Here is a 14,740-nt window from a genome sequence, read left to right as displayed (position 1 = left end):
GCTATGTTTAAAGCGGAAGACGTTCTCGGTTCCCAAGAGCATCTTAGCCCCCGTCGTCGTGTAAAGGTGGATAAGCGGACAGGTGCTGTCTATGTATGGGAGCTCCCTGTTCGTGTCTACCACTGGGTAAACGCCATCAGTATCTTTATCCTTGCTTTCACCGGATTCTATATCGGAAATCCATGGTGGCAAGCAGGTAGTGATGAAGCGTACTACTCCATGCTAATGGGCTGGATGCGTTACGTGCATTTCTTTGCAGCATACACCTTTGTAATCTGCTTCCTTGTCCGATCTTATTGGGCGATTAAAGGGAATATCCATTCATTCCCCCATATTCATAAAAAAGAGTACTGGAAGAATTTATTCCAGATGTTGAAGTTCTATCTATTCATCGATCGTAAACATGAACCACACTATGGACATAATGCCTTAGCTTATACCAGCTATATTGTTTTCGTCATCTTAGGTAGTATTATCATGATTTTAAGCGGATTCTTCATGCTTGCTGAACCACAATTAGAGACCTCCATTCTTGGTAGCCTCTTTGGCTGGTTGATGACATGGGGAGGCAGCTTCGTGGTACGTTCCTTGCATCACTGGGTTGCATGGTTATTCCTCATTTTTGCCGTTATCCACATCTATATGGCATTCCGCCAAGACTGGTTGGATAAGGATGGTACCATGTCTTCCATTTTCTCTGGATACAAGGTTCCACAAGAGCACCATGATGATCATGGTAAGAAGCACTAAGAATAAAGTAGGAACGTGATATGATGACCAATCAAAATAATCCAGAAAAGAAGATCACCATCCTCGGGATTGGCAATATTCTTTTCTCCGATGAAGGTATCGGTGTCCACCTCGTCCATCAGCTCATGGAAGAATGGTCTCATCTTGAAGATCGTGTGGAGCTGGTGGATGGGGCCACCGATGGCCTTGTACTCTTAGATATTGTAGAACGCAGTTCCCACCTGATTATTATTGATTCCATTAATGCAGGAAAGAAGCCAGGCACCATCATTGAAGTGGAGCAGGAAGAGATCCCCAAGTATATGGGGGTTAAAATCTCCTTACATCAGCAAAGCTTCATGGAGGTCTTGGCCCTTGCCACGATGCGCGGAGCAATCCCGGAAGAGATGTATATGGTGGGAGTTCAACCACTTTCTTTGGAATGGGAAGTTGGACTTACTCCCGTCGTGGAGGAGAAGCTTCCTCAACTGAAGACATTGATTCAGAACCGGCTTCAACGTTGGGGCGTCAATGTGTAAGAATTGGGGGTACAACAATGGACCGCAGGAATTTTTTCAAAGAGATGAAGCGGGGATTGTTTGAAACCGTATATGAAATCTTCGAACCAGCGCTTGAAGAGAAACTAGAGAAAGTGGATCGTGTTGAAGAGTTGCTCATGGGTCGGCCTATTAAGGTCGGCCCTATTGAGCATTTTCAAAATCAACCGAAAATGGTTTATGCAGGGGGAAAGCCCTACTATATTTATCCTCAAGGGGGTAAACTAAAGGGAGTGAAGGCGATCTGCCAACACTGTAATACCTTGATTCAATGGGCTTCTTTTCGGCAAACCTTTTTCTGTCCACTTTGTCAGCGTGAATATACGCTTGGATCATCTACAGAGAAGGCGGAGGAACGTCAACTCCTTCTCGAGGCGTATCATGTTCAGGAGAAGGATGGTTTCGTATATATTTATATTGAGGAGTGAGCATGGTGCATGAAATGTCTCTCATGGCTGATACTTTAAATATTATCTTAACCAACGCCGAGGAGAAGGGAATTCACCAAGTGGAAAAAGTAGTGCTTCTGGTTGGAGAATTCTCCAATGCCATGCCAGAATCATTGGAGATGGCGTTTGATATCTATCGTCATCAAGGCGTAGAGGGACTCTCTCCTGATGCAGTGCTAGAGATTATCCGTGAAGAGGGCTGGGCAGAGTGTACCGTTTGTCATCATCAGTTTAAACCAGAAATGGGGATCGTTCTCTGTCCGCAATGTGGTCTTCCGAGCGGAAAATTGTTGAAGGGTGAGAAGCTACAGGTTGTATCTTATGAAGGGAGCTGAGTAGGATGAAAATTACATTAGAAAAAGATGTGTTGGAGGATAATAATCTGGCTGCGGTTTATAATCGCAATCAGTTTAAAGAGAATAAAGTGCTGGCCATCAACTTAATGAGCTCTCCTGGTGCAGGGAAGACCACATTGATTGAAGAGACGGTACGAAATCTTGCGAAAGAGTTCCGTATCGCTGTCATTGAAGGGGATTTGGCAACGGAGATGGATGCGGATCGCATTCGGAAGCTGGGAGCACAAGCGATTCAGATCAATACAGGTGGAGGCTGTCACCTTGATGCAAGGATGGTAGCCAATGTGCTAAGCCAATTGCCTCTTGAGGAGATCGATCTACTTTTTATTGAGAATGTGGGTAATCTAGTCTGTCCATCAGGCTATGACCTTGGTCAGGAACATAAGGTGGTTGTGCTCTCAGTTCCCGAAGGGAATGACAAGATTCCTAAGTATCCTGTGATGTTCCGACGAACTGAGCTGGTATTATTGAATAAGATCGACTTGCTTCCATATCTCGATTTTGATGTAGAACGAGCCCATTACGATTTGAAAAATCTACAACCTAATTCCAAAATCTTCGAGATCTCAGCTAGGTCTGGGGAAGGAATGGAGCTGTGGTATCAATGGATTCGCGACAAATGGAACAATTATACCAATGGAGAATCCAAGTAAAGGGTCGGGTGCAGGGGGTGGGATTCCGCCCCTTTGTTTTTCAACTAGCAGAGCGTCTGGCCATTCATGGTGAGGTAAGCAATGGGATGCAAGGGGTGAAGATTCTAGCCATCGGTACCCTCCGACAGCTAGAGACATTTGAGACAGCCATTCGTCAGGAGCCACCTCGTCTCGCGAGAATTTACCAGCTACTTCGTCTTGATGAACAGACAATATCCATGGAAGAAGCAGCAAGGTATCCGGATTTCACCATTGTAAAAAGCGATGATACAGGAACTCCAGATATTTTTATTCCAGTGGATACTGCGGTCTGTGATGATTGTTTACGTGAGATGAATGATCCCCATGATCGACGCTATCATTATCCTTTTATTAATTGCACGCAATGTGGGCCACGCTATACAATCATTCATGATTTACCCTATGATCGTCCTTTAACATCGATGGTGGATTTTCCGATGTGTTCAGCATGTGAAGGGGAGTATATGGATCCTCATAATCGCCGTCATCATGCTCAGCCCATTGCATGTGAGGCATGTGGGCCAACCCTAGAATTTTATTGGGTGGATCACAAGCATCAAGGATGGGTGAAAGCGGAGAAGGAAGATCCTCTTTCACTGACCAAGCGCTTGCTTAAGGAAGGGAAGATCCTAGCGATCAAAGGACTGGGTGGCTATCATCTGGCTTGTGATGCTTTTTCCGAGGAGACCATTCGACTACTCCGAGAGGGTAAGCATCGTCTGCATAAACCCTTCGCTGTGATGATGAAGGATATGGAGACGGTTCGTCGCTATTGTGAAGTGACACCTGCTGAGGAAAAGGTACTACGAGGTATTGAAGCACCGATTACCATTCTTACGATTAAGGAAGAGGCTAAGGAGCTCTTTCCCCCTTCTCTAGCGCCGTATATGAACAGTTTAGGGGTGATGCTACCGTACACGCCCCTTCATCATCTGCTATTTGATGATGAGTTGACGGTCTTGGTGATGACCAGTGGTAATGAGAGTGGATTGCCGATATCCAGCACATTTACCGAAGCAATGGAAGCCTTGATACCTCTTGTGGATGGTATCTTGACTCATGATCGGGAAATATTACAGAAGATCGATGATTCGGTGGTGCGCTTAGTCGATGAACAATTGGTCATGATTCGTCGTTCACGGGGCTATGCACCAGATCCTATCTTTGTCCCAGGGAATGCTGATGGGATCATTGCCTATGGTGGCAATCAGAAGAATGTATTTGCCATTGGTAAAGGGGAGATGGCCTTCCTAGGTGGTCATATTGGAGACATTGATTCTCAGGAGATGCTGTTACACTTTATTCATAGCAAGGAACGCTTGCAACGCTTGATGGGCGTAACCCCTCAATTACTCGTCGCTGATCTGCATCCAGAGTATGCCACGACACGACAAGCGTTGAAGGATGCAGAATTGTTTCACCTCCCGCTTATTCAGGTGCAACATCATCATGCCCATATGGTAAGTATCATGGCAGAGCATCAGCTCAATGCTCCTGCCCTTGCACTGGTCTTAGATGGTACCGGTTGGGGGGATGATGGAACGATCTGGGGGATGGAGGTTCTATACGGCGATGCGAGGGATTCTCGACGGATGGGACATTTAGCTGCCACACCCTTGCCAGGTGGGGAGAAGGCGATTCGTGAGCCATGGCGCAATGCAGTAGGCATGGTGCTACAGCTGCTTGGACATGAAGGCCTGCAACGACTAGAACAATTACCAGCCATGGAGCCCTATCTTCAACAGATTCCCATTTTACAGCATATGGTGGAACGGAGAATCAACACGCCCATGGCAGGTACCTGTGGACGACTCTTCGACGCTGTAAGTGCATTGCTTGGACTCTGTACGAAAGCGGAGTATGAGGGAGAGGCAGCGGTTCAATTATCAGAGCTTGTTAAAGAGGATGGGATTGGAGAACCGTACCCTTTTATCTTGGAAGCAGATCCTCACAATCCTGGTGTGATTCAGATCAATCATGGAGCGCTCCTTCACGAGCTTCTACGAGACATAGAAAAAGGGATAGATTCAGCAAGTGTCGCATTGAACTTCCATGAGACGGTGGTACAGATGGGCTTGGCTTTATTAGAACACGGAAGAAAGCAATTGAGTGAGAAGGAAGCATCTGCTGTCCTCTTTAGTGGAGGGAGTATGGTGAACCCCTATCTACGCAGACGTTTTCTACACTGCAGTGAGGAACGAGGTTGGCAGGTCTATATGCCAGAACAGGTTCCTGCCAATGATGGAGGCCTTGCACTGGGACAACTGCTCATAGCAGCTGCACAGCGGGCAAGGGAGAGTAAATTGAAACGATGAAGGGGGAGATCAACCATGTGTATAGCTGCACCTGGTAAAGTGATTGAGAAAAAGGAATTCGTAGCCACTGTCGATGTGTTGGGGAATAAAATGACCGTGGGAATCATGATGGTTCCAGATGTAGAAGTGGGAGATTACGTGGTGATTCATGCAGGACAGGCCATGTCCATTCTCGATAAAGAAGAGGCAGAGACCAACCTGACTGAATGGAGGAATCTACTCAAATGAGACCGATGATTCATGAGCTGCTTGATGATGAACTGAGCCAGCAACTAATGGAGAAGGTAAAAGCAGAGGCACGCCGCTTCACAGCCAAGCATGGTCGCAGGCCAGCGATTATGGAGGTGTGTGGCTCCCACACCAATTCCTTGGCTGAGGCTGGTATCCGCCAGGGGTTGCGTGAAGATGTTCGTTTGATTGCTGGACCTGGTTGCCCCGTTTGTGTTACCGATCAACGGGATATTGATGCCATGATTCAATTAGGGCAAGAGGATGTGATCCTCTGTACATTTGGGGATATGATTCGTGTACCAGGCAGTCGTGGCTCCCTTCTAGATGCCAAGACAGCAGGCCATGATATTCGAGTTATCTATAATCCTGTGGATGCCATTACCATTGCTAAAGAGAATCCAGATCGTGAAGTGGTTCTCCTTGGCATCGGCTTTGAGACCACAGTACCGGCCTTTTCTGTAGCCATGGAGGTGGCTGAGCGAGAGGGTGTCAAGAACTTCAGTATCTGGGCTACCTATAAGCTGGTCATTCCAATTCTAAAGTGGTTATTGGCACAAGAGGATGTACAGGTGGATGGCTTTATTCTACCAGGCCATGCCTCCATCGTTTTAGGCTTAAACCGTTATCGTTTCCTAGCAGAGGAGTATCATGTTCCTGGCGTGATCACTGGCTTTGATGCAGTGGAGATGCTTGGTGGAATCCATCGCTTAATTCAGCTGCTAGCCGATGGAGAGCCAGCAGTAGAGAATGCCTATCGGATGGTAGTACGGGATGAAGGGAACACCACAGCCTATGCGCTGATCGAAAAATACTTTGAGCCTGCCGATGAAGCATGGCGGGGAATGGGCGTTGTTCCAGGTAGTGGCTTACGAATTCGTCCTGAATATGTGCAATATGATGCAAGGACTAAGTTTGCCCATATGGAGGTGCCAAAAACACGGAAAACAGCATGCCGCTGTGGGGAGATTCTGAAGGGGACCATTGAGCCACCAGAATGTCCACTCTTTGCGAAGGCTTGTACGCCATTACGACCCATAGGGCCATGTATGGTTTCATCAGAAGGAACCTGCCAAACCCATTATAAATATATGCGGGAGGTGGAGTAAATGGAGGTCATTAGTATGGCCCATGGCGATGGTGGGGAACAAGCCCATCGCCTCATCGACGAGATTTTTGTTCAGGCTTTTGGTCATGCGAAGGAGGCAACATTTGACGCTGCCCAAGTACCTGTTTCAGCAGAGATTGCCATTACAACCGATAGCTTTGTGATTCAGCCACTCTTTTTCCCCGGTGGTAATATTGGGAAGCTAGCAGTAGCTGGAACCGTGAATGACTTAGCTGTTTCCGGGGCAATTCCTCAATATTTAACCGCTGCTTTTATCCTTGAGGAAGGCTTCCCCATCGCTGATTTAAAGAAGATCGTGCAAGGCATGGCTGAGGAAGCGCACCATGCTGGGGTACGGATTGTGGCTGGGGATACCAAGGTGGTCGCTCGCGGGCAAGCCGATGGCTGCTTTATTAATACGACGGGTATCGGGATCTATCCTCAAGGGAACCCGCTGACATTGGCGGAGATGACAGCGGGGGATAAGGTGATTATCAGTGGTACCTTGGGAGATCATGGTGTGGCCATTCTCTCTGCTCGTGGCGATCTTGGTTTTACCAGTGAAGTGGTAAGCGATTGCGCTACGCTCAACGGTATGTTAAGTCAGGTCCTCGAGGAAGCGCCAGGCGCTGTTCGAATTATGCGCGATCCGACGCGGGGTGGTCTCGCCACAACCCTCGTAGAGATTGCTGAGGATCATGGTGCCACCATTACCATTGAGGAGCGGAAGATCCCTGTCCATCCTGCTGTAGCGGGAGCCTGTGACCTTCTAGGCTATGATCCACTCTATTTAGCCAATGAAGGCAAGGTTCTCCTCGTTGTGAAAGCAGAACAAGTTGAGCAGGTTATGGAAGTCTTAAAGCAGCATCCAGAAGGTAAAAATGCAACGCTGATTGGGGAAGTGAATGAGACTGGTGTGGAGAATGGTCGTCTTTTACTCCGTACACCGCTAGGAAGTACTCGACGGCTTGAACGGTTATTGGGTATGCACTTACCACGGATCTGCTAATCATTGTCTAGATAAGCTAGATAATAGAGCCTTGTTGGTCATTATTCCAACAGGGCTCTTGATTGTTTACTGTAGAAGTGACTCGTTTGAACCGATAATAATCAAGAGTAGAACAATGAAGGGGAGCACTGGGGGGAGTACAGGTGAGAATCAATCAGTCAGCGATGTTGCCAGCAGCAGTCCAAGGAGCTACATCGCTTTCCACGGCTACCTGGTTCCGTCCAGGAGCACAGGTGCAAGGGGTGATTCGTCAGCTCTATTCGCAGAATGAGGCTGAGCTAGAGATTCAGGGGCAAAGCTATCGTGTTCAGGTACAGGGAGAATTGCCTCGGCAAGGTCGCATTACAATCCAGATTGAAGGCGCCAATGATCAGGGCGTCATTCTTGCACGTATGATCCCTCATGGAAAAAGTAGTGCTACATCACCTGTGGATACATATCTTGCGAAACTGGGGATTACCCAGCCATCGAATGAACTACGACAAGTGGTTGCCATTTATGGAGAGCAGGGAGGCTTTCCTCGTTCAGAGGAGGTCCAACTCATCCAGCAAATTCTCCATGAGGATGGTGAGCTGACCAGCAAAATGGAGACCCTGCAGGTGATGGCACAAAAACAGCTTCCCATCACGCGTCAAGCTTACGAAGCGGTGGATCAAGTGCTACATGGCGAAGAACTAGGTTCACTCCTTCATGAGGTTGAAGAGCGCTTGCAGATGGAGCTACCTCGAGAAGCCCTTACACCGGAAATGCTACAGAAAATCGGAGAAGCCATCGCCAGCTTTCCACAGGAGAGTCTTACTCCCCAACAGCTGCTCCAATTAATTCAACAGCTGAAGCAGTATGGTGCTCATCAATTATTGGATCAGGAGACCTGGTCCCTTCTCCATACCCTGATGATGAATCAGGCCTATGTTCATGCAAGTGAATCACTAACCCTTGCACTTCAAGAGTTAGATACATTGATTCAGACCTCACAGGTGAATCACATAGAACGGGGGCAGGTGGATCCCCTACTCCTGCGGTTACTAGGCAAGGTAGAAGGAGAACTACAGAGTGTAACACAATCTGCTAATCAGGTTGTATCTGAAGAACAAGTTCTCCAACTATTACCGACGCTTGGGCAGTGGGAGGAGCGTTTGGCTAGCTGGCAAGAAGGAAGGGGTGTACCCGATCTTCAGGACTGGAAGGGGGATCTGAAGCAACTCCAATCCCTGCTAGGACGTGAAGGAGAGGGAAAGCAAGGGCTTCAAACTCTTCAAGAGGCCTTAAATCGAGCCATTCTCTTCCAACTGATGGGGAAGGAAGAGCAAGCACCAGCCATCCTCCAAGAAGCATTTCAGCGACTGCGAACCGAGTTAACCACGTTACCGACTGGGATGGCACCCTCCCAACAAGCTGAACCTGAATTGCTAATCACGGGATTGAAGGAACGGATGCAATCCCTTCACTTTGCTTTTCGCCAGTTTCAGTTACAACTGCAGCATCAGGTGAAGCAGATGACCATGTTGCTTCAATCAGGTAATCAGAGTAAGGAAGGCTTACTCTCCATGATCGATGCAACGATTCGTCAATTGGATCGCCAGTTGCTTAGTCATGAATTTGCTACCTTTTCCACGATGGAACTAGAGAAGCAGTTGATGAAAATATCTAGTCAGCTCTCATCACTTCGTCATGAGGTGATTGGTGGTAAGACAGAGCAGGGGCTCGCGCAACTACAACGAATTGCCCAGCAGGTAAGTCGGATAAACTGGCAGCCACCTCAGCTTCAGGCGGAGCGTTTTATCCAGGAGCAGCAGGCACAGACCAAGCAGCTGCTCGGTAGTAATGAGCAGCTTCGCCAAGCCCTTGTTCAGCTGCAAGAACAGCAGACGCAGCTTCTAGGAGCACGGGATATCCATCAGATCGTCCGCAATCTAGGATTGCAACAAGAGGTGGAATTAGCCCGTCATCTTCAACAGGGGAGTGCTCGTGAACCGTTACCTGACACATTGAAGGGGACACTCCTTACGCTGCTTCAGCAGAGTGAGCAAGGATCACAGCGGATGCTAGATAAGCTATCACTCCATTTATTAGGACAGCAACTTTTAAATAAGGCAGATCCTTCTGCATTTCAACAAACCTATCAGCTCCAGCTTCCTATCTGGGAACAGGAGCGTTGGGACACTTTAAAATTACATCTGCGCTCTCATCGGGGCAAGGGTAGCGTAGATTGGGAGAATTGTTCCATCTATTTTCTCTTGGATCAGCCCAAATTTGGCCCGACAGGAATCCAACTGCAAGTGGTAAACCGTCAACTTACCCTAACGGTACAAACAGATCATCCCGATGCACCAACACGGATTGAGGAAGAATTTACTACCTTTCAAGAGCATTTAGCAGAGATCGGTTATCAGGTGGGTTCCATCGCCTTTGAAAAATTCCCTTTACAAGAAGGTCCTCAGTCTCATGAAGGGGAAGGGACGAGATGGTCAGAACAACAATCCGTTGAGCTTCGTACGAAGCTGCAGTCGAAAGAGTCATCGACTCCGGGCTACATTGGTAATAGTGAGGTGGATATTAAAATATGAGTCAAGCAGCTGATCAACATGCATCTCTTCCACGTTCACAAAAGAAGGCAGCAGTCATCAAGTATGATCCAGAGCGGGATCGGGCACCACGAGTTGTTGCCCATGGTCGGGGCTTGGTGGCAGAACGATTGATTGAAGAGGCAGCGAAAGCAGAGCTCCCCATGACTCAGGATCCATTATTGGTGGAAGCATTGCTCCATATTGATTTAGGATCTGAAGTGCCTCCTCAACTCTATCAAGTCATTGCTGAAGTTTTATTACTTTTACAGCGAGCACAGCGGGAGGAAGAAGTAAAACAGCTTTTATCAGAGATGAACACTTTTACTGAGCCTAGTCGTTGAAAGAACCATAAGAAGGATGGGTGAATCAATCCATGACGGAGAACCTTCAGGAATTAGGAGATTGGGTCAATCGACCTGAGGAATTAACCCGTTTACTATATAAGGGCTTGTTACTGACAATCGCTGATGCTCAACAAGCGATTCTTGCAAAGCAGTATGGTGAAGCTAATCATCTTTGTCAGAAGGCTTATGAGATCGTGGCTCGGCTAGATGGGGGACTTAATTATGATGCAGGTCCTCTCGCGGACCGACTTCATCAGCTTTACAGCTATAGTGCAGAGCAGATTTTACAGGCGGATCTTCAGAAAAGGCGAGAGCCCCTTGAATTAGTAGAGACGATTATTACGCAATTGGATGAGGCTTGGGAGCTGGTTGTGAAGCAAAAACAGACGAGCCATGAGAGAAATGATCGAGGCAGGCAACAAGCTATAAACCCATATATTGAACAAGAAAATTTGCAGGAACAATTACTGCGAATCACTGAGGTAGAGCATGTAAAGCAAAAAGAGAATCTAAATACGAAGAAGCGTGAACCTGGGGGAGGAGATCGAGATGAAGATTAATAATAATATCTATGCATTGGAAGCCTACCGTCAAATGTTGCGGAACCAGACCTTGACAGAGAGTCATTTAGAGAAGCTCTCGTCTGGACTACGCATTAATCGTTCGTCCGATGATGCAGCAGGTCTTTCCATCTCAGAGAAAATGCGCAGCCAAATTCGCGGTCTGGGGCAGGCTGAACGAAATGCTTTAGATGGCATCTCGCTCATTCAGACGGCAGAGGGAGCCTTGCAAGAGGTACATGCCATGCTACAGCGGATCCGTGAGCTCTCAGTGCAAGCAGCCAATGAGACCAATGCACCAGAAGATCGTCAGGAGATTCAGAAGGAAGTGAATCAGCTACGAGCTGAGATGGAGCGGATCGGAGATAATACGGAGTTTAACACGAAGACGCTCTTGGATGGTCAGTTTTCTACTCAATTTCAAATTGGCGCTAATGAGGGGCAGATATTAAAGGTGAAGATTCCAGATACCCGTCCCACAGCACTTCAGATCGATACCATTGATCTCACCACATCGAAAGGGGCCAATGAAGCCATCGGTAAAGTAGAGCAGGCTATTGAAACCATCGCTTCCATTCGCTCTTCATTGGGGGCTTACCAGAATCGTCTTGAGCATACGGTTCAGAGCTTAAGCAGTACCACGCTCAATCTCACCGCAGCAGAGTCCCGTGTACGCGATGCAGATATGGCATTGGAAATGACCTACTTCACCAAGCAATCCATCTTGAACCAATCAGCAACTGCCATGCTAGCCCAAGCGAATCAGATGCCGCAGGGTGTTTTACAGCTCTTGCAATAAAAGCTAGGGGACAGCCCCCATTAAACATATTAAACACAAAAAAAGTCACCAAATGGTGACTTTTTTTGAATGGAATGAATGGAGTATGACCCCAGTATGTACAATATGTAGTATGGTGCACCCGAAGGGATTCGAACCCCCGCAAGACGCGGCTCCGGAGGCCGCCGCTCTATCCAGCTGAGCTACGGGTGCATCTTTCGATGTGACAAAGATTATTATAGGAGAAAGTATAGGGAAAAGCAAGAGGTTGTTTTTGGGTTCGCCTCTTTCTTTGTTCCCTTCATGGAATGCTTTTGAGTATAATGGAGTAGAGAAGTATGGGAAATGCAGGTGATGATTGATGGAGATGGGCTTTGGCCTCTACCAAGAACAGAAGATGCAGCTAACGATGACCCCCCAATTGCGCCAGGCCATCATGTTACTTCAATATTCTGCCCTTGATTTACGAAGCTATATCGAGGAGCAGGTTCGAGAAAATCCCTTATTAGAGCTGGAGGGAACTGGGGAAAAAACAGAAAGTATTCAACAACTAAAAGAGTTAGAAATGATGAATCGACAACTGGACTGGCAGGAGGAACGAACGTGGCAGGGAAGTGGAGAGCATAACAGTGATGACCTCTTCAATCCCATTCAACTCGCCTCTGCGAAACAAGGCAGTCTTGCAGATATTCTGTGTGAGCAGTTGGTTGATTATCGTCTAAGTGCTCGTTTAGCTAGCGCATGTCGATATATTATCTATAACCTAGATTCCAATGGCTATCTTAATTGTTCTTTAGTAGAGCTCACTGAGGGTCAAACTAAATATACCTTCAAGGAATTAGAACAAGCACTCCGCATCATCCAAAGGATGGAGCCTGCTGGAGTAGGTGCCCGTACCCTCCAAGAATCATTGGTCCTTCAGTTAGAGCGGCTCGGATTGGCGGATCCCTTAACCATTCAAGTAATTCAAGATCATTTACAAGATCTGGCGGATCATCGCTTTGTCCAATTGGCAACAATATTGGATGTGAGCGTTCAGGAAATACAACAGATTGCTGACTTGGTAAAGCGGCTGGAGCCTCGACCTGGAGCAACCTTTTCCCAGGATGAAGTACGCTTCATCGTACCTGATGTGATTATGAAGCTCAATGAAATAGGTGAAGTGGAGGTCGTACCCTACGATGATCAACTTCCAAGATTGAGCATCTCACCTACGTATCGGAACTTATTAAAGAAGGAAGAAGATCAAGAAGTGACCCAGTACCTCAAGGGTAACTTGGATAAAGCCATCTGGCTTCTCCGTAGTATTCAACAGCGGCGTCAGACGATCTTACGAGTGGCTACCGCCATTGCTGAGCATCAAAGTGATTTTTTAAAGTTGGGTAAAGCAGCTTTAAAGCCTCTTACGTTACGGGAGATTGCGGAAGAGATTGAGATGCACGAGTCTACAGTCAGCAGGACGACACAGCAGAAATATGCCCAGACTCCTCATGGCATTATGGAATTAAAGGCGTTCTTCCTATCTGGCGTGCGTAATGCAGAGGGAGAAGGAGTATCATCTAGTCAGGTGAAGGCAGAGATGAAGGCACTAATCGCAGACGAAAACCCTGGGAAACCGCGATCTGACCAGAAATTAGCTGAGCTCTTAAAGCAAAAAGGCTTCCAAATCTCGCGACGGACCGTCGCCAAGTATCGTGATGAGTTAGGAATTCTTCCTTCATCAAAGCGAAAACGTTATGAGGGTTAAGGAACAAGGGATGAGAAGTTTGTCCAAGAGAAATGTTGCTAATTGTTTCAAGAAACACGTACAATAAAGGCAAGGAAAATTATAGGACGAATACGTCCTATTTCTCATGCAAGGAGGTAGAAGAATGTTTAAGAAGATGACCATTCGTGATGTAGATGTAGCAGGTAAGCGCATTTTTTGCCGTGTCGATTTTAACGTACCATTGCAAGCAGGTGAGGTCACCGATGATACACGGATTCGTGCTGCAATACCTACGATTCAATATCTATTAGACCATGGTGCCAAATTGATTTTGGCCAGCCACTTAGGAAGACCAAAGGGAGTCGTTGTTGAGGAATTACGTTTAAATCCGGTAGTTGAGCGCTTAGAGGAGTTGCTCGGGAAACCAGTGAAGAAAGTGAATCAAGTGATTGGCGCAGAGGTTGAGAAGGCAGTCGCTCAATTACAAGCAGGTGAGGTGCTACTTCTAGAAAATGTTCGCTTTGAAGCAGGAGAAGAGAAGAATGATCCTGCTTTAGCGAGCGCCTTTGCAGCACTGGCAGAGATCTATGTCAATGATGCCTTTGGCACAGCGCACCGTGCTCATGCATCTACCGAAGGGATCGCTCATCATATTCCTGCAGTAGCTGGCTTTTTAATGGAAAAAGAGCTTAAATTTCTTGGTGAGGCCTTAGCTGACCCAGCACGTCCCTTTACAGCCATCATTGGTGGCGCAAAGGTAAAGGATAAAATCGGCGTCATTGAAAGCCTGTTGGATAAGGTAGACACCTTAATCATTGGTGGTGGATTAGCCAATACCTTTATCCGTGCACTTGGACATGAGACAGGGAAATCCCTTGTTGATGATGAGAAGATTGAGTTGGCAAAATCCTTCATTGAAAAAGCTGAGGAGAAGGGTGTCCAATTACTGCTTCCCCAAGATGTGATTATCGCCGATGAATTGAAGCCAGGGGCACAAAAAATGGAGGTACCTATCTATGCCATTATGCATGGCTGGATCGCTGTAGATATGGGACCTAAAACCATCGCAGCTTATCGTGAAGCCATTCTTCAATCGAAGACTGTGGTCTGGAATGGGCCGATGGGTGTCTTTGAAATCCCTGATTTTGCCCAAGGGACTCTAGCGGTGGCGCAAGCATGCGCAGAGACTGACGGGCTTACGATCATCGGTGGCGGTGATTCAGCAGCTGCCGTGGAACAATCGGGACTCGCTGATCAGATGACACATATCTCTACAGGCGGCGGAGCTTCATTAGAGTTCCTAGAAGGCAAGGAACTACCAGGTGTGAAGGCTCTACAAGATCAACAATAATGAGGTG

The 14,740-nt window shown here is 47.2% G+C and carries 15 protein-coding genes and 1 tRNA gene; 15 read left to right on the top strand and 1 reads right to left on the bottom strand.

The features are described 5' to 3' along the window. Positions 1 to 3 precede the first annotated feature (3 nt). From cybH to BN1691_RS05950, 13 genes are all read left to right on the top strand, one after another. The gene (gene cybH / locus BN1691_RS06010) at positions 4 to 750 is read left to right on the top strand and encodes a Ni/Fe-hydrogenase, b-type cytochrome subunit (RefSeq protein WP_048601333.1); all 747 of its coding nucleotides are present in this window, start codon (positions 4 to 6) and stop codon (positions 748 to 750) included. Positions 751 to 773: 23 nt separating this feature from the next. Next, complete coding sequence (locus BN1691_RS06005; RefSeq protein WP_048601332.1) at positions 774 to 1,268, top strand: HyaD/HybD family hydrogenase maturation endopeptidase; 495 nt, start codon at positions 774 to 776, stop codon at positions 1,266 to 1,268. Positions 1,269 to 1,285: 17 nt separating this feature from the next. Next, on the top strand, positions 1,286 to 1,714 hold the full coding sequence (locus BN1691_RS06000) for a Rieske 2Fe-2S domain-containing protein (protein WP_048601331.1): 429 nt from the start codon (positions 1,286 to 1,288) through the stop codon (positions 1,712 to 1,714). 14 nt (positions 1,715 to 1,728) lie between these two features. Continuing rightward, a complete protein-coding gene (locus BN1691_RS05995; protein ID WP_231638365.1) occupies positions 1,729 to 2,070 on the top strand; it encodes a hydrogenase maturation nickel metallochaperone HypA/HybF in 342 nt (113 codons plus the stop codon). Between the two features lie 5 nt (positions 2,071 to 2,075). Further along, positions 2,076 to 2,744 (top strand): hydrogenase nickel incorporation protein HypB, encoded by a 669-nt coding sequence (gene hypB / locus BN1691_RS05990; protein WP_048601330.1) that lies wholly within the window; start codon positions 2,076 to 2,078, stop codon positions 2,742 to 2,744. Beyond that, a complete protein-coding gene (hypF, locus tag BN1691_RS05985; protein WP_048601329.1) occupies positions 2,711 to 5,080 on the top strand; it encodes a carbamoyltransferase HypF in 2,370 nt (789 codons plus the stop codon). The genes hypB and hypF overlap by 34 nt, the downstream gene beginning before the upstream one ends. A 15-nt stretch (positions 5,081 to 5,095) precedes the next feature. Further along, positions 5,096 to 5,308, top strand: a complete 213-nt coding sequence (locus BN1691_RS05980; RefSeq protein WP_048601328.1) for a HypC/HybG/HupF family hydrogenase formation chaperone — start codon at positions 5,096 to 5,098, stop codon at positions 5,306 to 5,308. After that, positions 5,305 to 6,417: a hydrogenase formation protein HypD gene (gene hypD / locus BN1691_RS05975; RefSeq protein ID WP_048601327.1), complete on the top strand. Its 1,113-nt coding sequence runs from the start codon at positions 5,305 to 5,307 to the stop codon at positions 6,415 to 6,417. The genes BN1691_RS05980 and hypD overlap by 4 nt, the downstream gene beginning before the upstream one ends. Further along, positions 6,418 to 7,425 (top strand): hydrogenase expression/formation protein HypE, encoded by a 1,008-nt coding sequence (gene hypE / locus BN1691_RS05970; RefSeq protein WP_048601326.1) that lies wholly within the window; start codon positions 6,418 to 6,420, stop codon positions 7,423 to 7,425. It abuts the gene before it with no gap. 143 nt (positions 7,426 to 7,568) lie between these two features. Beyond that, positions 7,569 to 9,992 (top strand): hypothetical protein, encoded by a 2,424-nt coding sequence (locus BN1691_RS05965; RefSeq protein ID WP_048601325.1) that lies wholly within the window; start codon positions 7,569 to 7,571, stop codon positions 9,990 to 9,992. Continuing rightward, positions 9,989 to 10,333: an EscU/YscU/HrcU family type III secretion system export apparatus switch protein gene (locus tag BN1691_RS05960; protein ID WP_048601324.1), complete on the top strand. Its 345-nt coding sequence runs from the start codon at positions 9,989 to 9,991 to the stop codon at positions 10,331 to 10,333. Before BN1691_RS05965 ends, BN1691_RS05960 begins: the two co-directional genes overlap by 4 nt. Positions 10,334 to 10,365: 32 nt before the next feature. Beyond that, positions 10,366 to 10,896 carry a flagellar export chaperone FliS gene (locus BN1691_RS05955; RefSeq protein ID WP_048601323.1) on the top strand — a complete coding sequence of 177 codons (531 nt, stop codon included), beginning with the start codon at positions 10,366 to 10,368 and terminating at the stop codon, positions 10,894 to 10,896. Continuing rightward, complete coding sequence (locus BN1691_RS05950) at positions 10,886 to 11,695, top strand: flagellin N-terminal helical domain-containing protein (RefSeq protein WP_048601322.1); 810 nt, start codon at positions 10,886 to 10,888, stop codon at positions 11,693 to 11,695. Before BN1691_RS05955 ends, BN1691_RS05950 begins: the two co-directional genes overlap by 11 nt. Positions 11,696 to 11,808: 113 nt before the next feature. Here the strand turns inward: BN1691_RS05950 and BN1691_RS05945 are convergent. Beyond that, positions 11,809 to 11,887, bottom strand: a tRNA-Arg gene (locus tag BN1691_RS05945). Positions 11,888 to 12,035: 148 nt separating this feature from the next. Between BN1691_RS05945 and rpoN the strand changes: the two genes are divergently transcribed. Continuing rightward, positions 12,036 to 13,421 (top strand): RNA polymerase factor sigma-54, encoded by a 1,386-nt coding sequence (gene rpoN / locus BN1691_RS05940; RefSeq protein ID WP_048601321.1) that lies wholly within the window; start codon positions 12,036 to 12,038, stop codon positions 13,419 to 13,421. A 124-nt stretch (positions 13,422 to 13,545) separates the two neighbouring features. After that, a complete protein-coding gene (locus tag BN1691_RS05935; RefSeq protein ID WP_048601320.1) occupies positions 13,546 to 14,733 on the top strand; it encodes a phosphoglycerate kinase in 1,188 nt (395 codons plus the stop codon). Positions 14,734 to 14,740: the final 7 nt, after the last annotated feature.

Origin of the sequence: Rubeoparvulum massiliense (assembly GCF_001049895.1) — a bacterium.
Taxonomy (GTDB): domain Bacteria; phylum Bacillota; class Bacilli; order Rubeoparvulales; family Rubeoparvulaceae; genus Rubeoparvulum; species Rubeoparvulum massiliense.
Note: the sequence above shows the minus strand (reverse complement) of the source record. Positions and strands in the feature narration are given on the sequence as shown.